The sequence below is a fragment of the Sphingomonas sp. SDUR79 genome (assembly GCF_056821745.1).
This window is the reverse complement of record NZ_JBPDIN010000001.1, coordinates 3287983-3312923: the sequence shown is the minus strand read 5'-3', so window position 1 is coordinate 3312923 and position 24941 is coordinate 3287983. Positions and strand designations below refer to the sequence as shown.

26 protein-coding genes, 1 tRNA gene and 1 pseudogene are annotated in these 24941 nt (G+C 65.9%); 9 read left to right on the top strand and 19 right to left on the bottom strand.

Annotated elements, in window-relative coordinates:
• Positions 1-25: 25 nt before the first annotated feature.
• The 3 genes from ACRYLO_RS16385 to ACRYLO_RS16375 all read right to left on the bottom strand — a co-directional run bounded on the left by ACRYLO_RS16385 (position 26) and on the right by ACRYLO_RS16375 (position 1962).
• Positions 26-295, bottom strand: a complete 270-nt coding sequence (locus ACRYLO_RS16385; protein WP_482661129.1) for a hypothetical protein — start codon at positions 293-295, stop codon at positions 26-28.
• Positions 296-364: 69 nt separating this feature from the next.
• Positions 365-1024, bottom strand: a complete 660-nt coding sequence (locus ACRYLO_RS16380; protein ID WP_482661128.1) for a COQ9 family protein — start codon at positions 1022-1024, stop codon at positions 365-367.
• Between the two features lie 2 nt (positions 1025-1026).
• Positions 1027-1962, bottom strand: a complete 936-nt coding sequence (locus tag ACRYLO_RS16375) for a DMT family transporter (RefSeq protein ID WP_482661127.1) — start codon at positions 1960-1962, stop codon at positions 1027-1029.
• Positions 1963-2020: 58 nt separating this feature from the next.
• Between ACRYLO_RS16375 and ACRYLO_RS16370 the strand changes: the two are divergent.
• Positions 2021-3107: pseudogene (locus tag ACRYLO_RS16370) on the top strand (alkene reductase).
• 81 nt (positions 3108-3188) lie between these two features.
• Here the strand turns inward: ACRYLO_RS16370 and ACRYLO_RS16365 are convergent.
• From ACRYLO_RS16365 to ftsE, 4 genes are read right to left on the bottom strand one after another with little or no spacing between them, the layout of a single operon-like run.
• Positions 3189-3884, bottom strand: a complete 696-nt coding sequence (locus ACRYLO_RS16365) for a lysophospholipid acyltransferase family protein (protein ID WP_482661126.1) — start codon at positions 3882-3884, stop codon at positions 3189-3191.
• A complete protein-coding gene (locus ACRYLO_RS16360; protein ID WP_482661125.1) occupies positions 3877-4419 on the bottom strand; it encodes a YdcF family protein in 543 nt (180 codons plus the stop codon). The genes ACRYLO_RS16365 and ACRYLO_RS16360 overlap by 8 nt, the downstream gene beginning before the upstream one ends.
• The gene (locus ACRYLO_RS16355) at positions 4416-5303 is read right to left on the bottom strand and encodes a cell division protein FtsX (RefSeq protein ID WP_482661124.1); all 888 of its coding nucleotides are present in this window, start codon (positions 5301-5303) and stop codon (positions 4416-4418) included. Before ACRYLO_RS16355 ends, ACRYLO_RS16360 begins: the two co-directional genes overlap by 4 nt.
• Complete coding sequence (gene ftsE, locus ACRYLO_RS16350; RefSeq protein WP_482661123.1) at positions 5303-6010, bottom strand: cell division ATP-binding protein FtsE; 708 nt, start codon at positions 6008-6010, stop codon at positions 5303-5305. The genes ACRYLO_RS16355 and ftsE overlap by 1 nt, the downstream gene beginning before the upstream one ends.
• 186 nt (positions 6011-6196) lie before the next feature.
• Between ftsE and ACRYLO_RS16345 the strand changes: the two genes are divergently transcribed.
• Positions 6197-6874 carry a zinc-ribbon domain-containing protein gene (locus ACRYLO_RS16345; protein ID WP_482661122.1) on the top strand — a complete coding sequence of 226 codons (678 nt, stop codon included), beginning with the start codon at positions 6197-6199 and terminating at the stop codon, positions 6872-6874.
• Here ACRYLO_RS16345 and ACRYLO_RS16340 read toward each other — a convergent pair.
• A complete protein-coding gene (locus ACRYLO_RS16340; protein WP_482661121.1) occupies positions 6846-8204 on the bottom strand; it encodes an MATE family efflux transporter in 1359 nt (452 codons plus the stop codon). The genes ACRYLO_RS16345 and ACRYLO_RS16340 overlap by 29 nt on opposite strands.
• 119 nt (positions 8205-8323) lie before the next feature.
• Between ACRYLO_RS16340 and ACRYLO_RS16335 the strand changes: the two genes are divergently transcribed.
• Positions 8324-8410: transfer RNA gene (locus tag ACRYLO_RS16335), tRNA-Leu, on the top strand.
• A gap of 76 nt (positions 8411-8486) precedes the next feature.
• Here ACRYLO_RS16335 and ssb read toward each other — a convergent pair.
• Positions 8487-9065 (bottom strand): single-stranded DNA-binding protein, encoded by a 579-nt coding sequence (gene ssb, locus ACRYLO_RS16330; RefSeq protein ID WP_482661120.1) that lies wholly within the window; start codon positions 9063-9065, stop codon positions 8487-8489.
• A 35-nt stretch (positions 9066-9100) separates the two neighbouring features.
• On the opposite strand from ssb, the gene ACRYLO_RS16325 reads away from it, so the two are divergent.
• On the top strand, positions 9101-9274 hold the full coding sequence (locus ACRYLO_RS16325) for a DUF4169 family protein (protein ID WP_439571727.1): 174 nt from the start codon (positions 9101-9103) through the stop codon (positions 9272-9274).
• A gap of 263 nt (positions 9275-9537) precedes the next feature.
• On the opposite strand, the gene ACRYLO_RS16320 is transcribed toward ACRYLO_RS16325, so the two are convergent.
• The 3 genes from ACRYLO_RS16320 to ACRYLO_RS16310 form a co-directional block, all read right to left on the bottom strand.
• Positions 9538-10116, bottom strand: coding sequence for a helix-turn-helix domain-containing protein (locus ACRYLO_RS16320; RefSeq protein ID WP_482661119.1), 579 nt, complete (start codon positions 10114-10116; stop codon positions 9538-9540).
• A 100-nt stretch (positions 10117-10216) separates the two neighbouring features.
• Positions 10217-12064 (bottom strand): ferrous iron transporter B, encoded by a 1848-nt coding sequence (gene feoB, locus ACRYLO_RS16315; protein WP_482661118.1) that lies wholly within the window; start codon positions 12062-12064, stop codon positions 10217-10219.
• Entirely contained in the window at positions 12061-12309 is a 249-nt protein-coding gene (locus ACRYLO_RS16310; RefSeq protein ID WP_156442774.1) for a FeoA family protein, read from the bottom strand. Before ACRYLO_RS16310 ends, feoB begins: the two co-directional genes overlap by 4 nt.
• Positions 12310-12596: 287 nt before the next feature.
• On the opposite strand from ACRYLO_RS16310, the gene ACRYLO_RS16305 reads away from it, so the two are divergent.
• Positions 12597-14186, top strand: coding sequence for a lysine--tRNA ligase (locus ACRYLO_RS16305; protein WP_482661117.1), 1590 nt, complete (start codon positions 12597-12599; stop codon positions 14184-14186).
• Positions 14187-14329: 143 nt separating this feature from the next.
• Here ACRYLO_RS16305 and ACRYLO_RS16300 read toward each other — a convergent pair whose 3' ends face one another.
• Positions 14330-15802 (bottom strand): DUF389 domain-containing protein, encoded by a 1473-nt coding sequence (locus ACRYLO_RS16300; protein WP_482661116.1) that lies wholly within the window; start codon positions 15800-15802, stop codon positions 14330-14332.
• A 77-nt stretch (positions 15803-15879) separates the two neighbouring features.
• Between ACRYLO_RS16300 and nhaA the strand changes: the two genes are divergently transcribed.
• Both nhaA and ACRYLO_RS16290 read left to right on the top strand, forming a co-directional pair.
• Positions 15880-17115, top strand: coding sequence for a Na+/H+ antiporter NhaA (gene nhaA / locus ACRYLO_RS16295; protein WP_482661115.1), 1236 nt, complete (start codon positions 15880-15882; stop codon positions 17113-17115).
• Positions 17115-18119: a histone deacetylase family protein gene (locus ACRYLO_RS16290; protein ID WP_482661114.1), complete on the top strand. Its 1005-nt coding sequence runs from the start codon at positions 17115-17117 to the stop codon at positions 18117-18119. The genes nhaA and ACRYLO_RS16290 overlap by 1 nt, the downstream gene beginning before the upstream one ends.
• A 471-nt stretch (positions 18120-18590) precedes the next feature.
• Here ACRYLO_RS16290 and ACRYLO_RS16285 read toward each other — a convergent pair whose 3' ends face one another.
• The 4 genes from ACRYLO_RS16285 to ACRYLO_RS16270 all read right to left on the bottom strand — a co-directional run bounded on the left by ACRYLO_RS16285 (position 18591) and on the right by ACRYLO_RS16270 (position 22214).
• Positions 18591-19517, bottom strand: coding sequence for an electron transfer flavoprotein subunit alpha/FixB family protein (locus tag ACRYLO_RS16285; RefSeq protein WP_482661113.1), 927 nt, complete (start codon positions 19515-19517; stop codon positions 18591-18593).
• A gap of 106 nt (positions 19518-19623) precedes the next feature.
• On the bottom strand, positions 19624-20373 hold the full coding sequence (locus ACRYLO_RS16280; RefSeq protein WP_482661112.1) for an electron transfer flavoprotein subunit beta/FixA family protein: 750 nt from the start codon (positions 20371-20373) through the stop codon (positions 19624-19626).
• Positions 20374-20561: 188 nt separating this feature from the next.
• Positions 20562-21761 carry an ADP-forming succinate--CoA ligase subunit beta gene (sucC, locus tag ACRYLO_RS16275; RefSeq protein ID WP_482661111.1) on the bottom strand — a complete coding sequence of 400 codons (1200 nt, stop codon included), beginning with the start codon at positions 21759-21761 and terminating at the stop codon, positions 20562-20564.
• Between the two features lie 129 nt (positions 21762-21890).
• Positions 21891-22214 carry a hypothetical protein gene (locus ACRYLO_RS16270; protein WP_482661110.1) on the bottom strand — a complete coding sequence of 108 codons (324 nt, stop codon included), beginning with the start codon at positions 22212-22214 and terminating at the stop codon, positions 21891-21893.
• Between the two features lie 22 nt (positions 22215-22236).
• Here ACRYLO_RS16270 and ACRYLO_RS16265 point away from each other — a divergent pair, with 22 nt between their 5' ends.
• Positions 22237-22740 (top strand): sterol desaturase family protein, encoded by a 504-nt coding sequence (locus tag ACRYLO_RS16265; RefSeq protein ID WP_482661109.1) that lies wholly within the window; start codon positions 22237-22239, stop codon positions 22738-22740.
• Complete coding sequence (locus ACRYLO_RS16260; protein ID WP_482661765.1) at positions 22737-23483, top strand: sulfite exporter TauE/SafE family protein; 747 nt, start codon at positions 22737-22739, stop codon at positions 23481-23483. The genes ACRYLO_RS16265 and ACRYLO_RS16260 overlap by 4 nt, the downstream gene beginning before the upstream one ends.
• Positions 23484-23489: 6 nt before the next feature.
• On the opposite strand, the gene ACRYLO_RS16255 is transcribed toward ACRYLO_RS16260, so the two are convergent.
• Positions 23490-23627 (bottom strand): hypothetical protein, encoded by a 138-nt coding sequence (locus tag ACRYLO_RS16255; RefSeq protein ID WP_482661108.1) that lies wholly within the window; start codon positions 23625-23627, stop codon positions 23490-23492.
• Between the two features lie 151 nt (positions 23628-23778).
• Positions 23779-24714, bottom strand: a complete 936-nt coding sequence (locus ACRYLO_RS16250) for a ribose-phosphate pyrophosphokinase (RefSeq protein ID WP_482661107.1) — start codon at positions 24712-24714, stop codon at positions 23779-23781.
• Between the last annotated feature and the right edge of the window lie 227 nt (positions 24715-24941).

The window sequence follows — 24941 nt, the reverse complement described above, 5'->3', positions numbered from 1 at the left end:
CGCGTAACGCGAGGCCGAGCCCGGATCACGCGTCGGGGGTGGAGCCGCCCGGCTGATTGCTATGAATGACATGAACCTGCACCGGCTCATCGACATGGGTCGCCGCAGTCACCAGGCCCCAGATCCACGCGCCCAACATCATCGGGCCGCCGATGATCACGCCGATCACCGTGATGGCGAAGGCGAGCCCGACGAAATAGATGATCAGTTGCGCGATGCCCGCGCCCGTCTTGCCGATGACCAGGCTGCCAACGCCCGGAATGAAGAAATTGAGAATGATTGCGACAGCTTTCACCGGTCGTCCCCCCGTTGATCAAGGGCATCAGCCTAAGCAGGTTCTTCGCAACGGGCAATCGGCAGCAAATCACCGCACATTGTAGCGCAGCCGGCCGATGAAGCGCGACATGCTGAAGCGATGGTCGGAGCGCGCGGCGAGTTTTGCCTTGGCCTTTTCGAACTGCATGATGTTTTCGATCCGGCGTGACAGAAAGGCGCGCGTTTCGGCCTGGTCGTCGCTTTCATCGTTCAGGAACACAGCGATCGTCGCGGCGTAGATGCCGGCAAGCATCGCGCGCTTGGTATAGTGGTTGTAATCGGTCGCAGTATCGCCGGCGAGCCGCCACATCGTGTCGGCCGAGCGCCAGCCGAGCCGGCTCGCGCGCGGTGCATTCTGCGGCATGGCGAGGATCGCGACTGCGCGGCGCAGCGCTTCGCGATCGGGGGCAAGGATGTCGAGCCGCGCCTCGACCAGCGCTGTGATCTTTGCGCGGATCTTCATCGATGCGAGCGTTTCCGGCGGCAGGCGACGCGCCATCTCGCGGTCGACATGGGCGAACCACAGATCGATCATCTCTACCGGCTTGGCGGAAATGGCGAGGCGGGCCACATCGCGGTCAGCACCGATCGCATCGGCGGCGGCAGCGATGGCCGCCGCACTCCACCCGTCGAACGCGGCATTGGGGGCGAGATGCGGCGCCAGCGCGTCGCGCAGCTCGTCCAGCGTCATATCGGCAACCTGAGTCATGTTCACGTTTTAGCCTCTGCCTCGCTCGACGCAACCTGTCCCGGAGGGCTTTTGCCGCGACGGACCAGCACCAGCGCCACCGCGACCAGCGCCGCGCCGATAAAATCGGGTACGCCCAGCCGTTCGTCATAGACGATCCACCCGACCGTCCCGGCGACGACCGGCTGAGTCAGCAAGGCGATGCCGACGACCAGCGGCGAAAGATGGCCGAGCGCGTAGATCAGCAGCCCCTGTCCGATGACCTGGCTGGCGAGCGCGAGGCCGATCAGCACGCTCCAGTTTCCAGGCCAGATCCGCTCCCCCAGCACCCATGCAAAAACCAGCAATGGCAGCGTCCCGAACAAGCTCGACCAGGCCAATGCGGGCAAGGGCGCCATGGCGGTGCGGGCGCGGGCCATCAGGATAAAATAGACCGTATAGAGCGCGCCCGCGAGCAGACACAGCAGGTCACCGAACAGGTTCTGCGGCGACAATTCGTACGAACGACCGAGCAGCAGCCCGGCACCGATCGCGGCAAGCGCGAGCGCCAGACCCTGTTGCCGGGTCGGCCAGGCCCGCGCCACGAGAAATCCCCAGATCGGGTACATCAAGGTCGCCGAATTGCCGAACAGGGTGGAGTTGGCCAGCGTGGTGTGCAGGATGCCGATGTGCCAGGAGGCCAGGTCGGCGGCGAAGGCAACGCCCGACAACAGCAGGACGCCCCACAGGCCGCGTGTTCCATGCGTTGGCTTGCCGCGACTCATCAGGATGATCGCAAACAGGAACGGGACACCCAGCGTGAGCCGCCAGAAGCCCGCCGCCACCGGTCCGACATCGGCGGCGCGCACGAACCACGGGCCGAAAGCGAGCGCGAGATTGCCAAGAAGCAGCGCGGCGAAGGGCAACGCAGCGCTGCTTGTTACAGATGCAACTTTTCTTGGCGGGGCGGACTCGTGCATGGCGTCCTTAGCGCCCTATCTGTTGCAACATGCAACTTGTTTGGAGGGAAATTCGACGATGCCCGATTTGTTCGATCCGCTGACGCTGGGCGCGATCCAGGCGCCGAATCGCATCCTGATGGCGCCGCTGACGCGCGGACGCGCCGGGCGCGACGGCGTGCCGACCGCGATCATGGCGGACTATTATGCTCAGCGCGCATCGGCGGGTCTGATCATTTCCGAGGCGACCGGGATCAGCCGTCAGGGTCTGGGCTGGCCGTTCGCGCCGGGGCTGTGGACCGAAGCACAGGCCGAGGGCTGGAAGCCGGTGACGGACGCGGTGCACGCCGCAGGCGGGCGGATCGTCGCACAGCTGTGGCACATGGGACGACAGGTCCACAGCTCGGTGATCGGGGAGCAGCCGGTCTCGGCGTCAGCGACGCAGACCCAGGGCCATGTCCACACCTATGAGGGTCGCCAGCCTTATGAGCAGGCGCGCGCTCGACATCGCGGAAATCCCCGGCATCCTCGACGATTATGCCCGCGCGTCGGAACACGCGCTCAAGGCCGGGTTCGATGGTGTGCAGATCCATGCTGCCAATGGCTATCTGATCGACCAGTTCCTGCGCGACGGCGCGAATCTGCGGACCGATAGCTATGGCGGGAGCGTCGAGAATCGCATCCGGCTGCTGAGCCAAGTCGCCGAACGCGTCGTCGCGGTCGCGGGTGCCGACCGCACCGGGGTGCGGCTGTCGCCCAATGGCGCGAGCCAGGGGGTCGATGATAGCGACCCGCATGCGCTGTTCCTGCCCGCCGCCAAGCGCCTGTCGGAGCTGGGCATCGCGTTCCTCGAGCTGCGTGAGCCCGGGCCGGAGGGGACGTTCGGTCGCACCGACGTGCCGAAGCTCAGCCCCGCAATCCGCACGGTGTTCGATGGGCCGCTGGTGGTCAATTCGGACTATGTGACCCGCGAACAGGCGCAGGTCGCGCTCGACAGCGGGGTTGCAGACGCGGTGAGCTTTGGCCGCACCTTCCTTGCCAATCCGGACCTGCCCGCACGGCTGCGCACAGGGGCACCGCTGAATGAGGGCAATATGGCAACCTGGTACAGCCAGGGGCCGGAGGGGTATATCGATTACCCCGCGCTGGCGGCGCAGGACGCCTGACCGGACGGAGCCGGGGACCAGCGCTGAGCGTCAGCGATGCGTCCCCGCCCGGAGCCATTCGCCCTCGTCCCGGCGGACCGGCTAGAGCCGGGCAGGTTCGAACGCGTTGATACCGCGATGCACCGCCGCCTCGATCTCCTCACGCGGCATCCCCGGGGGGAGCGGATCGCCATAGCGGAAGGTGACCAGGCCGGGGCGCTTGGGCCCTTTGCGCGGCCAGACCTTCCCCGTTTCGCACGCGACCGGGATCACCGGCAGCCCGATGGCACGGTAGAGACCGGCAAAGCCCGACCGCAACGGCGGCGTTTCACCCGGCGGAGTGCGGGTGCCCTCGGGAAAGATCACCACCGACCGTCCCTCTGCCACCGCCGCACGCGCTTCCTTCATCATCGCACGGAGCGCCTTGGCCGATCCCGCACGGTCGATGACGATGACGCCATAGCGGCGCGCGACCCAGCCCCATACCGGGATGCGCGCCAGTTCCTGCTTCATCACGATTGCAGGCCCGTCGAGCATCGCTGCCATCGCGAGCGTTTCATACATCGCCTGATGCTTGACCGCGTAGAGCGCAGGCCCTTCGGCGCGACTTCCCGCGACCGCGACGCGTATGCCGAGAATCTGGTGCGCGAGCAGCAGACCCAGCCCGGCCCATGCCATCGAATAGCTGCGGATCCGCTGTGTCCCGAACAGCGCCACGATCGGCGCGGCGAGCACGATCGGCACCGACAGGCCGTAAAAGATAATCGCGAAGATCAGCGTGCGGATACGGTCAGCCATTGCCGATCCCGAAGAGCAAAGCGAAACGCCGGACCAGATATTTGTGATATTCGCGCAGCAGCATCGACCAGCTCGCCGTAGTCCGCACGCCGTCACCGCGAATCTCGACATCGGGGCCGAGCGCGTTGGCGAGTTCCAGCTTCGCGCGCGGAACATGCCAGTCGGCAGTAACCAGCCTAACCGACTTGTAGCCGTGTTTTGCCACCCATGCGGCGGTCTCATCGGCGTTGGAGCGCGTGTCGACCGCTTCATGCCCCAGATCGATGCAGCAGCGGAACAGCCGCGGCGAGGTCCGATATTCGACCGCCAGCTCGATCGGGCGGACCGTCGGATCGGTACCGGTGATCAGCATCCGCTTGGCCGATTTCGCCTGAAGCAGGGTGATCCCGCGATCGATCCGACCCGGCCCGCCAGTCGGAACCACGATGGCATCGGTCCGAACCCCGGGGTCGAGCGGTTTGCCGAGCGACAGCATGAACAGGCCAAAGCCAAGCGCCCAGGCCAGTACCAGCAGCAGCGGAATGCGCCAGATCACAGCGTGCGCCCCAGCGTGCGTAGCACCGCGACGCGTGCCGCGCCCATCGCGAGCAACGCAAAGACAAGGGGCACCAGCGCGAGCAGCACCCAATCGGCATCGGCGAGCGCGATGCTGCCCAGCAGTTCCGAGCCCAGCTCTGCCGTCTGCCGCCCGAGCAGCCACACCGCGCCCAGCGCCGCCGCCGTACCGATCACCCCGCCGAGCAGCGTGTCCAGCGCGATCCGCCGCTGGAACAGGCGCGCGACCTGGGTGTCGGTGGAGCCCAGCATGTGCAGCACCGCGATCGTGTCGCGATGCGTGTCGAGCCCCGCGCGCGCGGCGAGCAACACCACTGCGGCTGTCGCCGTCGCCATCAACAGCACCAGCCCCGCCGCAGCCCAGGTCAATGTCGCAATAAAGCCCGCCACGGGCGACAGCCATTGCGCATGCTGATCCACCCGCGCCGCGGGCGATACCGCAAGCGCGGTCTGGCGCACCCGCGCGATCAACGCTGGATCGCCGCTCGTCAGATCGACATCGATCATCGCCGGCATCGGCAGTTCGGCATCCAGCCCGGCATCGCCCAGCCACGGGCGCAGCAGTTCGGCCAGCCGGGCGCGGTCAACCTCGACCACCTGTTTCACGCCGGGGATCGCGCGCACGCGTTCGACCAGCATGCGGGCGCTGGCGTCGCGGCGCGCTGCGTCCGCCTCGACCAGCTGGACCGTCAGCCGCCCGGCAAGCTGGCGGTCGAGCGAACGCCCGGCCCCGGCCATGCCAAAGCCCAGCGCCCCGGCGAGCACGGTCAGGAACAGCATGATCGCCATGATCCACACCATTGCACGCGTGCGCTGGCCATCGTCGAGCCAGCGATGATGCGGGCGCGCGCGCCCGATCCGCATCACGTGGTCCCCCGATCAGGCGGAAAGCGCAGCGCTCCGGTCGGGTCGAGCAGCCGCCCCTTCTCGATCCGCATCATCCGCGCATTGGGAATGCGGTTGAGCAAATGAAAGTCGTGCGTCGCGACCACGACCGTGGTGCCGAGCCGGTTGAGCGAGTCGAAGAGATGCAACAGCCGCTCGGCCATGTCGGGATCGACGTTGCCGGTTGGTTCGTCCGCGACGAGCATTTCGGGCCGGGTGATGACGGCGCGGGCGATGGCGATGCGCTGCTGCTCCCCGCCCGACAGCGTCGGCGGCTTCGCTGTGCCACGGTCGGTCAGCCCGACCCAGGCCAGCATTTCGCGCACCGGCGCCTCGATCTCTCCCTCCGGCATCCCCGCAACGCGCAGCGGGAGCGCGATATTGTCATAGGCCGAGAGATGCGGGAGCAGGCGGAAGTCCTGAAACACCACGCCGATGCGGCGGCGGAACCCCGGCAGGCGGCGACGCGGCAGCGCGCCGGCATCCTCGCCGAACAGCCGCACCACGCCGCGCGTCGGTCGCTGGGCGAGGTAGAGCAATTTGAGCAGCGAGGTCTTGCCCGCGCCCGATGCGCCGGTCAGGAAGTAAAATGCGCCCGCGCTGAGCGTGAAACTGACGTCGCTCAGCGTTTCAGCCCCGGTGCCATAGCGCAGGCCGACATTCTCAAACTGAACGATATTGGCCATGTGCCGGCGTCGGCCGCTCCTGATCCTTCTGCCCTTGAGCCAGCCATCGCACAGCCAACCCGCCCGCTCAAGCGCAGCGGCACCGCCGCGACTCGGGCCTTGCCATTCGCGCGCGGCAGGTGTTTAGATTCGGGACCGGCCTTTCCCGTTTTGGTTAGCCAAGGCCGCCTAGCAACACGTGCCGCCATGATCCTTGAATGTCCCGATTGCCGAACACGCTATCTGGTTCCCGACACCGCCATCGGTGCGGAGGGACGCACGGTTCGCTGCGCCAGTTGCAAGCATAGCTGGTTCCAGACCCCTCTGGCCACGGCGGGCAGCGCGGCTCCGACCCCGGCTCCCGATCTGGTGCGCGCCGATGCCTATTCGCAGCCGACCGAGGACAAGCCGCGCGACTATGATCCGTTCGCGCACGAGCCGCCGTTCAAGCCGCGCCGCAATCCCGAGAAGCGCTGGACTGCGGCGGCCGCGATCGCCGGCTTGTCCATGACGCTGGGCGCGGTTGCGATCATCTGGACCGGCGCGCCCGGTCTTGCCGCGCAGCTGGGCCTCCCGATCGGCGCGGCGCAGACCCCGCTGATCTTCACCGCCCAGTCGGTCGAGCGCAAGCCGCGCCTGAATGGCGGCGAGCTGTTCGTCGTCAGCGGACAGGTGATGAACCCGACCAAGGAGACGCAGCGCGTCCCCAACATCCTGGCCGAGCTGCGCGACGCGAACAATTCGATCGTCTATAGCTGGACCATCACCCCGGACCCGCGCACCTTGCCTGCCGGGGGCAGCCTCGACTTCAACAGCGGCAAGCTTGACGTGCCGCAGACCGGCAAGACGATTCAGTTCAGCTTTTCCGGCGAAGGCGGCGAATAACCCACCATAAACGGCCACCGTTGAGCAAGGCGGCGGCGATCATCCCGCTGCCCGAGGCCCAGACCAGCCCCATCGGACCCCAGCCATGCTGGACGGTCCACAGGCCGATCGCGCCGGTGAGCAGGAAGAAGGCTAGGATGCCGTTGAGGCCGGCCACGACCTGATCGCCGAGCGAGCGCAGCGCGTAGACGAACACCACCTGCAGCCCGTCGAACAGGATAAACGGTGCCCACATCGCCAGCATCAGCGCGGCGAGCGTTGCGACCTCCGCCGAAGCGGGGAAGCCCGATACGATCAGGGCGGGCGTAAAGGTCAGCGGCAGCGCGAGCAGGCCGAGGATCAGCGCGGCGAGAATCGCGGCGATGCCGGTGCGTGGTCCTGCCTGTGCCGGAACCCCCTCCCCCACCGCGTTGCCCGCGCGAACACCTGCGGCCGAACCGAGGCCGAGCGCGAAGGCGAAGGTGACGTTGTGGACCGAGAAGACGATCTGGAACGCGTGCGTCGTCGCCTCCCCCAACTGGGTCGACAGCGCGATCAGGATCGAGAATCCCGCCAGCTCGAGCCCCGACGCGACCGCCGGGACGGTGCCGAACGCCAAGAGCCGGCGGACACCGCGCCACATCTCCGGCGTGCCAAGATCACTCCAGTCGCGCACGCCGCGCTCCTTCGCGCGGGGGAGGGTGAGCGCGGCGGCGGTCATGGCGATCGCGCCGACGATGGTGGCGATGACCGTCGCGCTGGCCGCGCCGACCGCGCCGAATTGCGGCAGGCCGAACTGGCCGGTGGCGAGGATCCAGGCGAGCACCGCGTTGAGCGGCAGGATCGAGAGGTTGACCGCCATCACCCGGCGCGGGCGGCTGACGCCTTCGAGGAAGAAGCTCGCCGCGACGATGATCAGCTGAAACGGATAGGCGAGCGCCATGGTCTGGACGACCCGCGCCGCTTCGGGCGCGATACCGGGATCGACGCCGACACCCTGGAGCATCGGGAGCGCGAAGACGAACAGCAGCGCGCCGCTGATCAGGCCGAGGATACCGCCGAGTACGAGGCCCTGCCGCAGCACCGCGCCGGTGGCGGGCAGGTCCTTGGCCCCGTCGGCGCGGGACGAGAAGACCAGCACTCCGGTGAGCCAGCCCAATGCCACGACGATGCCGATGAAGGTCAGGGTGCGACTGGCCCCCAAGGCCGCGACCTCGTGGGTACTGACGAGGCCGACGACGATCACGTCGGTGACGTGGAGGATCGTCCAGTTGAGGCCGGTCAGCACCACCGGCCAGGCCAGCGCGAGGATGCGACGAATCTCTGCGCGGGTTTCGGGGGTCAGCGTCATGGGGCGGTCGCCTTAGCCGCAGAGTGGCGCGGACAAAAGGGAGGTTGCATGCCCCCCGGGGCTTTGCTAGGGGCCGCTGCCTTACCCGCCTCCGGTCTCATCCGGTGTGCGAAATCCGTGCGGCCATGGCGGAATTGGTAGACGCGCAACGTTGAGGTCGTTGTGGGCGAAAGCCCGTGGAAGTTCGAGTCTTCTTGGCCGCACCATTTCACTAAAAATTCAAGCGAACCAACCCCTTACGGGGAAATGGCGCGCCACATCCGCAGCGCGCCCATCCATCCGTCAGAACGGCACGTCGTCGTCGAGATCGTCGGGGAAGCCGCCGCCCGCAGCGCCGCCGCTGGCCGCGCCACCGCGCGCACCGCCGCCGAAGCCGCCACCCGCATTGCCGCCGCCATAGCCACCGCCGCCGCGATTGCTCGACTGACCCGCGAACGCGTCATCGCCACCGCCCCAGTCATCGCCGCCACGGCTGCCGCCGCCGCCAGCGCCACCGCCCTGCGCGCCGCCGGGTCCGTCGAGCATCACCAGCTTGGCGTCGAAGCCCTGCAGCACGATTTCGGTCGAATAGCGGTCCTGGCCCTGCTGGTCCTGCCATTTGCGGGTCTGAAGCTGGCCCTCAAGATAGACTTTCGAGCCCTTGCGCAGATAGCGTTCGGCGACGTTGGCGAGTCCCTCGGAGAACAGCTTGACCGTGTGCCATTCGGTGCGCTCCTTCTTCTCGCCGCTGTTGCGGTCCTTCCACGATTCGGAGGTGGCGACGCGCAGTTCGACCACCTTGCCGCCGTTGGAAAAGGAGCGGCTTTCGGGATCGCGCCCGAGATTGCCGACCAGGATGACCTTATTGACGCTGCCCGCCATATTCACTCCGCTTGTAAATCGATATCGAGGGACGAATGGCCGATATCCTTAACCTCAACAAGGCGCGAAAGGCACGCGCGAAGGCGCAGGCCACCGCAAAGGCTGTGGAGAACCGCGCCAAGTTCGGACGCACCAAGGCGCAGAAAGCGGCGGACGAAGCCGAGCGCGCCCGGATTTCCGAAAATCTGGACGGCGCGCGGCGGGAGTGAGGTTCGACTTTGGCTTGGCCATGGTCAGGGTATAGCAGAATGAGAACATGTAGGAAACATGTTCGATATTATCGTTCCATATGAGTGCTTTACCGGGTGGGCGCGAAAGGCTGGGTGGGCCGAATCGGGCGGAGCGGCGGATTTGGTAAAGCGAACATGTCGCGGGTTTACGCGCCATCGATCCGATTTGAGGTGTCGCCTTTTCTGAGGCGCAAGTTGCGGATCAAGCGCTTCTGCTGCGAAGACGATAGGTCACTGACAACTTAACGCTCTGGTGCACGAGCATTTTGCCCATGGTTCTGCCGCGCTACCCACTCGACGATGGCAACAACCAAACCGAACCCGACAATAACAATGGTCCACCAGACTGAGGGCCACATCATGGTGCGTCCACCGCTGCCATCCCCGAAACTAATACCCGCAAACACCAGCATTCCAAAGATATAGCTGGCGAGATTGATCGCAAAGGCCAGCCGCAGATCGGCAAGCTTCTTGTCTGTCTTTGCTTTTACATGCGCCTCCGCTTTTATCGTCGCATCGTCGGTTAGTGCCGCGACATCCACGGAAAATGCGGCAGCGAGCGCCATTAAGGTTTCGTTGGACGCCGTCTCGCCATTCTCGATACGCTGGACAGTCCTCACACCGACACCCGCCACGGCGGCAAGATGTTCTTGTGACCAATGACGCTCTTCGCGCCAGCGTCTGATTTTTTCGGCGTTCGGGGTGAGTGGCATCACATTCTCCTGCATCGCTGTGGTTGGTTCACCGCCAAAGCTAGCAGGCGCATATTCGCCGACAACGCCGTGAACCCGCCAGCGAACCGCCAGCACGCCGCCAAGCAACCTACATTCGTCCAACGAATGTCCGCAATATGGTCACCCGTAGCGGGAGCTGAGTGGCTGAGGCTGCCCTGCTTGAGCCGTTGAAGCGTTTCGAAGCCCCCTAAAGCCCCAGCGCCTTGGCACCCCAATAGGTCAGCCCCGCCGCCACATAGGCCGCCGCGAACAGATAGACGATCATCACGATCGGCCATTTCCAGCCATTGGTCTCACGCCGGGCGACGGCGATGGTCGAGAGGCATTGCGGGGCGAAGACGAACCAGGCGAGGAAGGCGAGCGCGGTCGGGAGCGGCCAGCCCTGTGCCAGTTTTTCGCCGAGCGCGGCTGCGCCGGTTTCTTCGTCCGGGGCGTCGATCGCGTAGACGGTCTGGAGCGCGGAGACCGCGACTTCGCGCGCGGCCATGGCGGGGATCACCGCGAGGCTCATTTCATGGTTGAAGCCGATTGGGGCGAGGACGACTTCGAGGCCCGATGCGATGCGACCGGCGACCGAATATTCGCTCTGCTTCACCCCTTCGGGTGCGACCGGATAGGAGGCGAGCAGCCACAAGGCGACGGTGACGCCGAGGATGATCGTGCCCGCGCGGCGCAGGAAGACATAGGCGCGCTGCCACAGGCCGATCAGCAGGTCGCGGAGCGAGGGGAGCTGGTAGCGCGGCATTTCCATCATGAAGCCGCCGCTCTTGCCGCGGGTTGCGGTCAGGCGCAGCACGAAGGCGGCGAGGATCGCGCCGACAATGCCGAAGACATAGAGGCCGAACAGCACCAGCCCCTGAAGCCCGATGCCCGGGCCGACGTCGCGCGCGGGGATGAACGCGCCGATGATCAGCATATAGACCGGCAGCCGCGCCGAGCAGGTCATCAGCGGGGCGATGAGGATCGTGGTCAGCCGCTCCTTGGGATCGTCGATCGAGCGCGCGGCCATGATGCCGGGGATCGCGCAGGCGAAGGACGAGAGCAACGGGATGAAGGCGCGGCCCGACAGGCCGACCAGCGACATCAGCCGATCCATGAGGAATGCGGCGCGAACCATATAGCCGGTCGCTTCGAGCAGCAGGATGAAGAAGAACAGGATCAGGATCTGGGGCAGGAACACCACCACCGATCCGACGCCGGCGATAATCCCCTGAACGATCAGGTCGCCGAAGAACCCGCTGGGGAGATTGGCCTGGGCCTGTGCGCCAAGCCATTCCTGTGCGCCCTCGATCCAGCCGATCGGGGCCTCCGACCAGCTATAGACCGCCTGGAACATCACGAAGAACATGGCGAACAGGATCAGCCAGCCCGCGACCGGATGGAGGACGACGTTATCGACCGCGCGGGTGAAGGCGCGGCTGCGCGGTTGATCGGTGATGGCGAGCGCGGCGATGCGGCGGGCGTCGCGCTGAAAATAGGTGATGTCGGATTCGGGGGCTTCGGGGGCGGCGGGGCGGCTCGCTTGAAGCACGCCGCCGAGCGCAGCGCGGAGTTCGTCGAGGCCGCGCTTGCGCACCGCGACGGTGGTGACAACCGGGACGCCGAGCTCCGCCGACAGCGCGTCGGCGTCGATCGTGATGCCGTCGCGCGTCGCCATGTCGATCATGTTGAGCGCGACCACCATCGGGCGACCGAGCTGGCGCAGCTGAAGCACGAAGCGGAGGTGATTTTCGAGGTTGGAGGCGTCGGCGACGACGATCAGCGCGTCGGGGAGGCGTTCGCCCGCCTGTTTGCCGAGCACGACGTCGCGGGTGACGGCTTCGTCGGGGCTGGACGGATCGAGGCTGTAGGTGCCGGGCAGGTCGACCAGTTCGACCGGGCGACCGTCGTTGAGCGCGAGGCGGCCCGAATGGCGCTCGACCGTCACGCCGGGATAGTTGCCGACCTTTTGCCGTGCGCCGGTGAGCGCGTTGAACAGGGCGGTCTTGCCGGCATTGGGGTTGCCGACCAGGGCGACGAGCGGTTGCGCGTTCATGCCGCGGGTGCCTTCAAGTGGATCGCCTGGACGATGTGGCGGCGCAGCGCGACGGTCATGCGCCCGATGCGCACCGCGGCGGGGCCACCGAACCAGCCGACCGGGCGGATCAGTTCGACCTCGACCCCTTCGTCCAGCCCGAATTCGCGCAGGCGGCGCACTTCGTGCGGGGCGAGCGCGGACCAGTCGATCGTGGCGACGGTGGCAGGGAGGTTGCGCGGCGCACGCGCGAGGGAGTCGGTCATGTTGCGAGCGATTATCAAGAGCGGTGGGGAAATGCCAGCGGAATGCGAATCATTCCTCCCCCAGCTTGCTGGGGGAGGTGGCAGCGCGCAGCGATGACGGAGGGGCGGCCGCGCAGACGGCCGGGGGCAGCTCGGCAAAATTCCGCCCTCTTCGGGGCGGCCCCTCCACCACCGGCTTCGCCGGCGGTCCCCCTCCCCTGAGCGAGCTCAGGGGAGGAATTGCGTGGGTTGCAAATCGGCGCGCCTTCGCGCACCCGCAGGCTTTGCCTTCAGATAGACAGACACACATGACCGACACCGCTCTCCGTGACGCCGCCCTCACCTCAAAGGCATGGCCCTATGAAGAGGCGCGCAAGCTGCTCAAGCGCTATCCCGACGGGAAGCCGGGTGGTGCGCCGGTGCTGTTCGAGACCGGCTATGGCCCGTCGGGGCTGCCGCATATCGGCACGTTCAATGAAGTGCTGCGCACGACGATGGTGCGGCGCGCGTTCGAGACGCTGTCCGACCAGCCCACGCGGCTGATCGCGTTCAGCGACGATATGGATGGCCTGCGCAAGGTGCCGGACAATGTGCCCAATGGCGAGATGCTGGCGCAATATATCGGCCATCCGCTGACCAAGGTGCCCGACCCGTTCGGCAAGTTCGAGAGCTTCGCGGCGCATAACAATGCGATGCTGCGCGACTTTCTCGACCGGTTCGGGTTCGACTATGAGTTCGCGTCGTCCACCGACTATTATGGGTCGGGCAAGTTCGACGATGCGCTGCGACTGGTGCTGCGCAACTATCAGGGCATCATGGACGTGATGCTGCCGACGCTGCGTGCGGAGCGGCAGGCGACCTACTCGCCGGTGCTGCCGATCAGCCCCAAGACGGGGATCGTGCTGCAGGTGCCGATCGAGGTGCTCGACCCCGAAACGGGCATGATCGCGTTCACCGACAGCAGCGATGGCAAGGGGGGCGAGCGGATCGAGCAGAGCATCTTTGGCGGCAAGTCGAAGCTGCAGTGGAAGGCCGACTGGGCGATGCGCTGGGTCGCGCTCGGCGTCGATTACGAGATGGCGGGCAAGGATTTGATCGATTCGGTGACGCAATCGGGCAAGATCGCGCGCGTGCTGGGTGCCCGCCCGCCCGAGGGGTTCAATTACGAGCTGTTCCTCGATGCCAAGGGCGAGAAGATCAGCAAGACCAAGGGCAATGGCCTGTCGATCGAGCAATGGCTGAGCTATGGCCCGGACGAGAGCCTCGCCTTCTACATCTATCGCGAGCCGAAAAAGGCCAAGGCGCTGCACCTGGGCCTGATCCCGCGCGCGGTGGACGATTATTGGCAGTTCCGCGCCGCCTATGCCGACCAGCCGGTCGAACAGCGGCTCGGGAACCCGGTCCACCATATCCATAACGGCCCGCCGCCGGAGGGGACGTTGCCGGTCACGTTCGGGCTGTTGCTCAACCTGGTCGGCGTGATGCGCGAGGCGACCAAGGAGCAGGTCTGGGGCTATCTCGCCAATTATCTGCCGGGAGCGTCAGCGGCGGAATGGCCCGAGCTGGATGCGCTGATCGGCTATGCGATCGCCTATGTCCGCGATGTGGCGGAGAAGCCGGTGCGGCGGGCGCCCGAGGGGGTCGAGGTCGAAGCGTTGCAGGATCTGGACCAGATGCTGGCCGGGGCGGGCGCGGATGCGTCGGCGGAGGATCTGCAGAACATCGTCTATGAGATCGGCAAGGCGCGGTTTGGCAAGGAAGCGCTGCGTGACTGGTTCAAGGCGCTGTATGAGACGTTACTGGGCAGCTCGCAGGGGCCGCGCATGGGCAGCTTTATCGCGCTGTATGGCGTGGAGAATAGCCGGAAGCTGATCGCCGAGGCGCTGGCGAAGGGCTGACCGGTTATCCTCCCCCGCAAGGGGGAGGTGCCGCTGAAAGCGGCGGAGGGGGAGGACGGCTTCGTCCTCACCGCTCTAGCGGATACCCTTCCTCCCCCTCCGTCACGCTGCGCGTGCCACCTCCCCCTGGCGGGGGAGGATGACTATTCGGCCTCCTCCGGCGCGAGCCAGCGCAGGCGGGCGGTGCCGTTGCCGTTGCCGGTGACGCGGGCGTCCACGCCGGCTTGCGTGAGGGCGTCGACCACGGTCTGCGCGCCATTCCCCGACACGCCGAGCGGGAGCTTGATCCGCTGTGCGGCCCAGATCGCGGTGGCGAGCGGTTCGGCGTCGGGCTTGTCGTCCGCGACCGCGATGTCGGGGAGGGCGGCGACGGGGGGAACCAGCGTGACGGTCCAGCCCTGCACGCCAGCCGCAACGCGGGTTTCGAGTGCGCGATAGGCGGCGAGGTTCGCGCCGGGCAGCGGGGCGGCGTTGACCACCGCGCGGCGATTGTCGCGATCGAGCAGCACCGCGTCGGGCTTGACCCCGGCGATCAGCGCGAGCTGTTCCTGTGCGCGCGCGGCGAGGCGGTTGGCGGCACTGGCGCTGGAGGCCTGCGCGGCGGCGACCTGTGCGGCTTCGGCCTGGGCACCGGTGCCGACGCGGATCTGTTCGAGCTCGACCGCGACCGGGCGGCCGACGAGTTGCGCGAGCACGCCGGCGGCGCGGCGCTCGACATCGTCCTGTACCCGGGGCGTCAGGACGGTGGCGGTGACGCGGACCGGGTCGCTCTCATAATCGATCTCCACCTGGCTCAAGCGTGCCGCGCCGGCAAACTCGCCGCTGATCACGTCGCGGATCTGGCGCGAGGTGTTCGCCTCCCAGCCGAGCTGGACCAGCACCAAGCCCAAGGGGATCGCGAAGGCGGCGAGCGCCACGGTGACGACGATCGTCTGCAGCATCGTATGCTGGGGGGAGAGGTGCGAGCCGAAGCCGTAGAGCCGCGCGACGACGGCGGCGGCGACCGCGATGGTGATGAGGTTGGTCAGGAACAGCAGCAGCGAACCCGCGAATACCGTCCAGTTCCAGGTGGCAAGGCCAAAGCCGACCACTGCGATCGGCGGCATCAGCGCGGTGGCGATGGCGACGCCGACCACCGTCCCCGCCCTGCCCCGGATCATCGCATAAGCGCCGGCCAGCGCCGAGAAGAGCGCGACGAGCAGGTCGAACAGATTGGGTCGGGTGCGCGCGGCGATCTCTGCCGTGACGTTCTGGATCGGCGACACCAGCACCAGCAATGCGGTGAACAGGACCGCGATCAGCACGCCGAGCGCGACGGCAATGGCGGCGGTGCGGATCTCGTTCCAGTCGAAGGTGGCGAGGCCGAAGCCCAAGCCGATGATCGGCCCCATCAGCGGCGAGATCAGCATCGCGCCGATCACCACCGCCGGCGAGGACAACAGCAGGCCGAGCACAGCGATGCCCGCCGACATCAGCGTCATGAAGGCATAGCGGCCGGTAAACCCGGCATCCTCGCGCACCTTTTCGACGACATCGACATGATCGACCGTGGCGATCACCCGCGTGCGCCACCAGGCGACGAGCGGATTGTCGGGCTTCAACAAGGCGATGCTCATTGGGTGGGCTGTAAGGGGTTTGCCCCGGGGGTTCCAGCCGTTAGGCAGGGGACGAACCGCAATCACAGGGAAAGCTCATGGCCGCGCGGAACGACCAGGCAGGACAATCGATGCTGCGCACCTTTCTGAAGAGCGAGGCAGCCGGCGGCATCATCCTGATGGCCGCCGCGGCGCTGGCGATGCTCGTCGCCAATCTGCCGGGACTTTCCGAAGCCTATTTCCACCTGCTCCATCTGGACACCGGGCCGGTGATCAGTCCGAAATACGGTTCGATGACGGTGCATCTGTGGATCAACGATGCGCTGATGGCGATCTTCTTCCTGTTCGTGGGGCTTGAGATCAAGCGCGAGTTTATCGACGGGCAGCTCGCCACCTGGGAGCATCGCCGCCTGCCGATCGTCGCCGCCGCCGCCGGAATGATAGGACCGGCGGTCGTCTATCTGTTCATCACCGGTTGGAGCGGGCCGCTGGTCAATGGCTGGGCAATTCCGGCGGCGACCGACATCGCCTTTGCGATCGGCGTGCTGGCGCTGCTTGGCAGCCGCGCACCGGCGTCGCTCAAGTTGTTCCTGACCACGGTTGCGATCGTCGATGACATGGGCGCGGTGGCGATCATCGCGATTGCCTATACCGCCGAGCTGTCGACGCTGTACCTCGCGCTCGGCGCTCTGGTGATGGCGGTGATGTATGTGTTGAACCGCAGCGGGGTGAAGAAACTGACGCCCTATCTGCTGCTCGGCGCGGCACTCTGGTATTTCGTGTTCATGTCCGGTGTCCATGCGACGATCGCGGGCGTGCTGACCGCGATGATGGTGCCGATCACGACCAGCCCGGGTGCGTGCGACGATGCCGAATCGCCGCTGCACAAGCTGGAGCATGCGCTCGCGCCATGGGTCGCCTATGCGATCGTTCCGGTGTTTGGCTTTGCCAATGCCGGCGTTAGCCTGGCGGGGATGAGCCCGGCGATCCTGCTCGAGCCACTGCCGCTGGGCATTGCGGCGGGCCTGTTCATCGGCAAGCAGCTCGGCATTTTCGGGAGCATCTGGCTGGCGGCGAAGCTGCGCTTTGCCGCGCCGCCGGGCGGGGCGACCTGGCTGCAGCTCTATGCCGTCGCGATGCTGTGCGGCATCGGCTTTACGATGAGCCTGTTCATCGGCGGCCTTGCCTTCCCCGGCAATGAATTGCTGGTCGATGAGGTGAAGATCGGCGTGCTGACCGGGTCGATCCTGTCGGCGGTGATCGGCTACACCATCCTGCGGTTCGCGCCACGCTGGCGTGAAGGCGGCAAGGGCGACGCCGATCTGGTCGGTTGATGCGCTGCTTTTACGACCCCGGCCAGCTGGCGCATGCCCCGGCGCGCGAGCTGCATAATGGCGCGTTCGTCCCCTATGCCGAAACGCCCGCGCGCGCGGCGGCGATTGCCGCGACGCTGGGGGCGACCGAGCTGCCGCAGGATCGGGGCGAGGCAGCGATCCGGGCGGTGCATGATACCGGTTATATCGACTTCCTGAAGACTGCGCCTGCGCGCTGGGCGGAGGCGGGGCGGCCGGGCGATGTCATGGGCTATATCTGGCCGACGGTGCGCAAACGCGCGCTAAACCTGGAGCGGATCGATGCGCTGGCGGGGCAGTATAGCATCGACGCATCGACCCCGCTGACCGCCGACACCTGGGACGCCAGCTATCGCAGCGTGCAGTGTGCGCTGGCGGCGACACATGCCGTGCTGGACGGCGAGCGGGCGGCGTTCGCGCTGTCGCGACCGCCGGGGCATCATGCGGGCGCGGATTATCTGGGCGGATATTGCTACCTCAACCATGTCGCGGTGGCGGCGCAGGCGGCGCGTGATGCGGGGGTCGGGCGGGTCGCGATCTTCGACATCGACTATCATCACGGCAACGGGACGCAGGATATCTTTTGGGAGCGCGGGGACGTGTTCTTTGCGTCGATCCATGCCGATCCGGCGACGGACTTTCCGTTCTATTGGGGCCATGCCGATGAGGTCGGCGAGGGCGACGGCGCGGGGGCGACGCTCAACCTGCCGCTGCCGCGCGGGACGGCGATTGATGCGTTTCGGCGGGCGCAGGAGCGGGCGTTGACGGCGATTGCGGCATCGGGCGCGGAGTTTCTGCTGGTCAGTTTTGGCGCGGACACGTTCGTCGGCGATCCGATTTCGCAGTTCGCATTGGAGACCGCCGACTATGCCGTGCTGGGGCGTGACATTGCCGCCGCCGGGCTGCCCACCGCGATCGTGATGGAGGGCGGCTATGCGATCGACGCGCTGGGGGCGAATGTTGCCAGCTTTTTGAGCGGGTTTTGAGGCGGCGAAATTTTTTTCGTGGGGCGTGGAACCAATCGCGATTTTGGGCCGTTGTTGTCCGGCTTGATCGAGAGAAAGAGCATTTAGACGACCCGAACCCATGTGGAACGGATCGTCCAGGGAGCCCCGCCGCAGCGATGCGACGGGGCTTACTTGTTTCTGGCGAGGCTGACTGCCTCACTTCAGGCCGACGTGCTCGCTCCCCTCCGTCATGCCAAGCATGCCACCTCCTCCTGGCGGCGGAGGATTTTGACTGTCGTACCTACCCTCCCGTCGTCACCCCGGACTTGTTCCGGGGTCCACCGGGAGGCGGGGCGCGAAGCGAGAGGCTCCAGCGTCGGGAGCGAGGCACAGTGGACCCCGGAACAAGTCCGGGGTGACGATTGGGTTGTGGCGTCCGGGCTCCGGGCAAACGAAAAGCGCCGCCGACCTTTCGGCCAGCGGCGCCTTCCTGCATTCTATCCGATCCGCTTACAGCTTCTCGGTCAGCTCCGGGACGATCTTGAACAGGTCGCCGACCAGGCCGATGTCCGCGACCTGGAAGATCGGGGCGTCTTCGTCCTTGTTGATCGCGATGATCGTCTTGCTGTCCTTCATGCCGGCAAGGTGCTGGATCGCGCCCGAGATGCCGATCGCGACATAGACTTCCGGGGCGACGATCTTGCCGGTCTGGCCGACCTGATAGTCGTTGGGGGCATAGCCCGCGTCGACCGCAGCGCGGCTGGCACCGACCGCGGCGCCGAGCTTGTCGGCGAGCGGATCGATCATCGCGTGGAACTGTTCGCCCGAGCCGAGCGCACGACCGCCCGAGACGATGATCTTGGCGCTGGTCAGTTCGGGGCGTTCGCTCTTGGCGATTTCCGCGCCGACAAAGCTCGACAGGCCCTTGTCGCCGGTGCCCGAAACGGTTTCGACCGAAGCACTGCCGCCCTCGGCCGCTGCCTTGTCGAAGGCGGTGCCGCGCACGGTGAGCACCTTCTTCGCGTCCGACGAGGTGACGGTGGCGATGGCGTTGCCAGCATAGATCGGGCGGGTGAACTGGTCGCCCTCGATTCCCACGACTTCGCTGATCTGCATCACGTCGAGCAAAGCGGCGACGCGCGGCGCGATATTCTTGCCGGTGGTGGTGGCGGGCGCGACGAAGGCGTCATAGCCCGACATCAGATCGGCAACGAGCGGCGCGACATTTTCGGCGAGCGCATTGGCATAGGCCGCGTCATCGGCGAGCAGCACCTTGCTGACGCCCGCGATCTTTGCGGCGGCGTCGGCGGCAGCCTGTGCGCCCGAGCCCGCGACCAGCGCGACGACGTCGCCCAGCTTGCCCGCAGCGGTGACGGCGGCGAGCGTTGCGTCCTTTACCGACGCATTGTCATGTTCGACCCAGACCAGAACGGTCATCTCATGTTCCTCTCAATCCGTTTGGGCTGAGCCTGTCGAAGCCCCGCCCCTGTCCTTGATGGCACGCATCGCCCTTCGACAAGCTCAGGGCAAACGGAGTTTGGTTCTAGTTCGCGACGCCGAGCGCTTTCAGCTTGCCGACAAGCTCATCCACATCCGCAACCTTGACGCCGGCGGTGCGCTTGGCCGGCTCTTCGACCTTCACCACCGACAGGCGCGGCGTCACGTCGACGCCGTAGTCCGCCGGGGTCTTGGCGGCGAGCGGCTTGCTCTTTGCCTTCATGATGTTGGGCAGCGAGGCGTAGCGCGGTTCGTTGAGGCGAAGATCGGTGGTGACGATCGCCGGGATATTGAGCTTCACGGTTTCGAGGCCGCCATCGACTTCGCGGGTCACGTCGACCTTGTCGCCCGACACTTCGACCTTGCTGGCGAAGGTGCCCTGGCCCCAGCCGAGCAGTGCGCCGAGCATCTGGCCGGTCTGGTTGTTGTCGTCGTCGATCGCCTGCTTGCCGAGGATGATCAGGCGGGGCTGTTCCTCTTCGGCGACCTTGGCGAGCAGCTTGGCGACGCCGAGCGGCTCGACCGGGCCTTCGGTAGTGATCAGGATGGCGCGGTCGGCGCCCATCGCCAGCGCGGTGCGCAGCGTTTCCTGCGCCTTTTGCTCGCCGATCGAGACCACGACGATCTCGGTCGCCACGCCCTTTTCCTTCAGGCGAATCGCTTCTTCGACCGCGATCTCGTCGAACGGGTTCATGCTCATCTTGACGTTGGCAAGATCAACGCCCGTTCCGTCCGCCTTCACGCGGGGCTTTACGTTATAGTCAAGCACACGCTTGACCGGCACCAGCACTTTCATCGCGTCCTCCGCTCCAATCGCGTCGTTTTAAAGCTTCGAGTCTGTCTGTCCCTAGAAGGGTTTTTGCCGTTTTCGCAAGTCCGGTATGGAATCATCCGATTGCCGTAGCGTCATTGCGCAAACGAAAAAGGGGTCCGACGCAGATGACGCGCCAGACCCCCTTTCAATGGGTGTTCAGGGGGCCGCGATCAAGCAGCCGACTGGACCTCCGCCACAATCTTCTTCGCCGCGTCGCCCAGGTCGTTGGCAGGGACGATGGCGAGGCCCGAATTGGCGAGGATTTCCTTGCCCTGCTCGACATTGGTGCCTTCGAGGCGGACGACCAGCGGAACCGACAGGTTCACTTCCTTCGCCGCGGCGACGATGCCCTCGGCGATGATGTCGCACTTCATGATGCCGCCAAAGATGTTGACGAGGATGCCCTTCACCGCAGGATCGGCGAGGATGATCTTGAACGCCGCCGTCACCTTTTCCTTGTTCGCGCCGCCGCCGACGTCGAGGAAGTTGGCCGGGAACATGCCGTTGAGTTTGATGATGTCCATCGTCGCCATGGCCAGGCCCGCGCCGTTGACCATGCAGCCGATGTCGCCGTCGAGCTTGATGTAGGCGAGGTCGTATTTCGACGCTTCGAGCTCAGCGGGATCTTCCTCGGTCTCGTCGCGCAGTTCCATCAGGTCCTTGTGGCGGAACATGGCGTTGCCGTCGAAGCCGACCTTGGCGTCGAGGACGAGGAGATTGCCCTGCTCGGTCAGCGCGAGCGGGTTGATTTCGATCTGCTCGGCATCGGTGGCGAGGAACGCGGCGTAGAGCGCCGACGCGACCTTGGCCGCCTGCTTCGCCTGGTCGCCGGTTAGGCCGAGCGCGGCGGCGACGGTGCGGCCGTGATGCGGCATGAAGCCGGTCGCGGGATCGACCGAGAAGCTCTGGATCTTTTCAGGGGTCGAATGCGCGACCTCTTCGATGTCCATGCCGCCTTCGGTCGAGACGACGAAGGCGACGCGGCTGGTGGCGCGATCGACGAGGAGCGCGAGGTAGAATTCCTTGGCGATGTCGGCGCCGTCGGTGACGTAGAGGCGGTTGACCTGCTTGCCAGCGTCGCCGGTCTGGATCGTCACCAGCGTGTTGCCGAGCATGTCCTTGGCGTGCGATTCGACTTCATCGAGGCTGAAGGCGAGGCGGACGCCGCCCTTGGCTTCGGGGGCGAGCTCCTTGAACTTGCCCTTGCCGCGGCCGCCGGCGTGGATCTGCGACTTCACGACATAGAGCGGTCCGGGAAGCTTCTTGGCAGCCTCGACCGCCTCTTCGACGGTGAAGGCGGCATGGCCGGCAGCGATCGGCGCGCCGTACTTCGCCAGCAGTTCCTTGGCCTGATATTCATGGATATTCATGGGATCGCCCTTTGCGTTGCAGCAAATTTCGCGCCGCTTAAGCACAGGGGCGCGGCGGAATCAAATCTCTTGACATCGGCATTGCGACGCATTTGCAATAAACGCTGCGTTAGCTGCGAAACGAGCGGGTTAGCGCGCCTCTTTGGCGAGGCCGGTGGCGCATAATCCGCCCGAGCTGGTGGCGACCGCGAGGATTTCGGGATCGCCGAGCGCGCGGACGCGGCGCAGGAAGCGGTCGAGCGACTCGGCTTCGCGCGCCTTGGGCAGGTCGGCGATGCGCATCAGCTGGGCAAGGCTCAACCGATCGACCATGCGTTCGGCCATGCACGCGGCGAGCGGTTTGGGCAGGCCGGCATTGGTGAGGCCCGTGCGCAGCTTCGCTTCGGGCACCGCACAGGCGGAAAGTGCGGTCAGGGCCGCAATCAGGGGAAACACGCGTCTCGCATCGAACATACAGGCTCGCTATATCGCCCGCATGAGTCCCGCAATCGGCATCGCGCTGTTCCTGCTCACCGTCGCCCTGATGGAGGGCTTTGCCTATGTCGCGCATCGCTGGCTGATGCACGGGCCGGGCTGGTTCCTGCATAAAAGCCACCATTCGCCGCGCACGGGGAATTGGGAGCTGAACGACCTCTATGCCGTGATCTTTGCGGTGCCGTCGTTCGTGCTGCTGCTCGGTGGCGTGCATCTGGGGTGGTGGCAGGGCACTGCGTGGATCGGCGCGGGGATCGCGGCCTATGGCGCGATCTATTTCGGGTTCCACGACATCATCGTGCACAAGCGATTGAACACCCGCTACATCCCCAAGTCGGAGTATATGAAGCGGATCATTCAGGCGCACCGATTGCATCACGTGGTCGAGACCAAGCATGGCACGGTCAGCTTCGGATTTCTCTATGCCCCGCCGCCCGAGAAGCTGAAGGCGCAGCTCAAGGCGCGCGGCAATGCCGGGGTGCGTGAACCGGTCGGCCGGTTCTGATTTCAGACCCGATCTTTTACGCGATCGCGGTTCCGGCGGTCGTGCTGCTGGGGCTGTCCAAGGGCGGGTTTGCGGGGGCGGGTTCGCTGTCGTTGCCGGTGATCGCCTTTGTCATCGATCCGGTGCGCGCGGCGGCAATCCTGTTGCCGATCCTGATCGTGCAGGACGTGGTCGGCATCTGGGCGTTCCGGCGGACGGTCGATTATTTCGTGCTGGGGTGGACGCTGGCCGGGGCCATCGTCGGCATCGCGCTGGGCTATTGGTTTGCGGCGAGCGTGTCGGCGGACGTCGTGCTCGCGATGGTCGGGGTGATTTCGGTCCTGTTCGGCGCACACCGGCTGTGGAAGGACCGGCTGGGCGCGGGAGCGGCGTCGACCTCGCCGGGGTGGGTCGGGTCGTTGTTCGGGATCGCGTCGGGCTTTACCAGCCAGATCGCCCATGCCGGGGCACCGCCCTGGCAGCTGTGGGTGATGCCGCGGCAGCTGGCGCCCGCCTATCTGGTCGGCACCACGGCGGTGTTCTTCGGCGCGGTCAACTGGATCAAGGTCCCCGCCTATCTGGCGCTGGGGCAGTTTACGCGCGAGAATCTGGGGACCAGTGCGGTGTTGATGCCGGTGGCGATTGGATCGACCTTTGCCGGGGTGTGGCTGGTACGGCGGGTGTCGCCGGAGCGATTCTATACCGCGATCTACTGGCTGATGATCGGGGTCGGCGCGGTGTTGGTGGCGAAGGCGGTGGTGTGAACTTGCCTAGGGGTTGGCGCCCATATGTTCGCGACCTGCTAGAACGCCCTTGAGGTCCGCATAGGCCTGCCGCCAAGCGGGATCCGTCTTGAACAGGATCAAGTGCGTTGCCGTCGCCCGCTCTTCCTCTGAGATGTCACTCATCTCGGGACTATCTTCGCACCATCGCAAGCGTTTCAACCGCGCCAGCAAGGCGCCGGTGGGCATGGATTCCAACTCTTCACGCGGGAGGGGTGACAACGCGCGTTGGAGGCCACGCCCCTTCTTCATCGAAGCCTCCGCCTGCCCGATCGCGTTAGTCGAACAAACTCGATACCGAGCTTTCGTCCGCAATCCGGCGGATCGCTTCGGCAAGCAGCGGGGCGATGGTCAAATGGCGGACGCGCTGCGACTGATCGACGACATTGTGGTTGCCGATCGAATCGGTGATGACCAGCTCGCGCAGTGCCGAACCGTCGACGCGCGCGACGGCGCCGCCCGACAGCACGCCATGCGTACAATAGGCGACGACATCCTCGGCTCCGGCTGCCTTGAGCGCGGCGGCGGCGTTGCACAAAGTGCCGGCCGAATCGACGATGTCATCGATCAGCACGCAGAAGCGGCCCTCGACCTCGCCGATGATGTTCATCACTTCGGATTCGCCGGCCTTTTCACGGCGCTTGTCAACGATCGCGAGCGGGGCGTTGTCGAGTCGCTTGGCGAGCGCGCGGGCGCGGACCACGCCGCCGACGTCGGGCGAGACGACCATCAGATTCTTGTCCGAGAACCGCGCCTTGATATCCTCGCTCATCACCGGGGCGGCGAAGAGATTGTCGGTCGGGATGTCGAAAAACCCCTGGATCTGCCCGGCATGCAAATCGACCGACAGGACGCGGTTGGCGCCGGCGGTGGTGATGAGGTTGGCGACCAGCTTGGCCGAGATCGGGGTGCGCGGGCCGGGTTTGCGATCCTGGCGGGCATAGCCGAAATAGGGGAGCACGGCGGTGATCCGCTTGGCCGATGCGCGGCGCAGCGCATCGATCATGATCAGCAATTCCATGAGGTTGTCGTTCGCCGGATAGGCGGTCGACTGGAGCACGAACACGTCCTCGCCACGGACATTTTCGAGGATTTCGACGAAAATTTCTTCATCGGCGAAGCGGCGCACATTGGCCTTGGTCAGCGGAAGCTCGAGATAGGAGGCGATCGCCTGGGCGAGCGGCAGGTTCGAATTGCCAGCCATGAGTTTCATAATGCGCGTCGCTCCCAAGCGAATGTCATCGAATTGTCTCTCCCTTAGGCACGTGGATCGCTCGCGAAAAGGGGGCGTTTAGGGTAGCGTGCCAGCGCGACGGCGTCCCGCGTGGGCACAGGCGAGTCAGGACAGCATTGCTGTCCCATCTCGACAGGTGCGTTGAAACAATATAATCGGGCGCTGAAATAAATGTCCGCGCGCCGCAGGGCGACCCGGACGGCCTT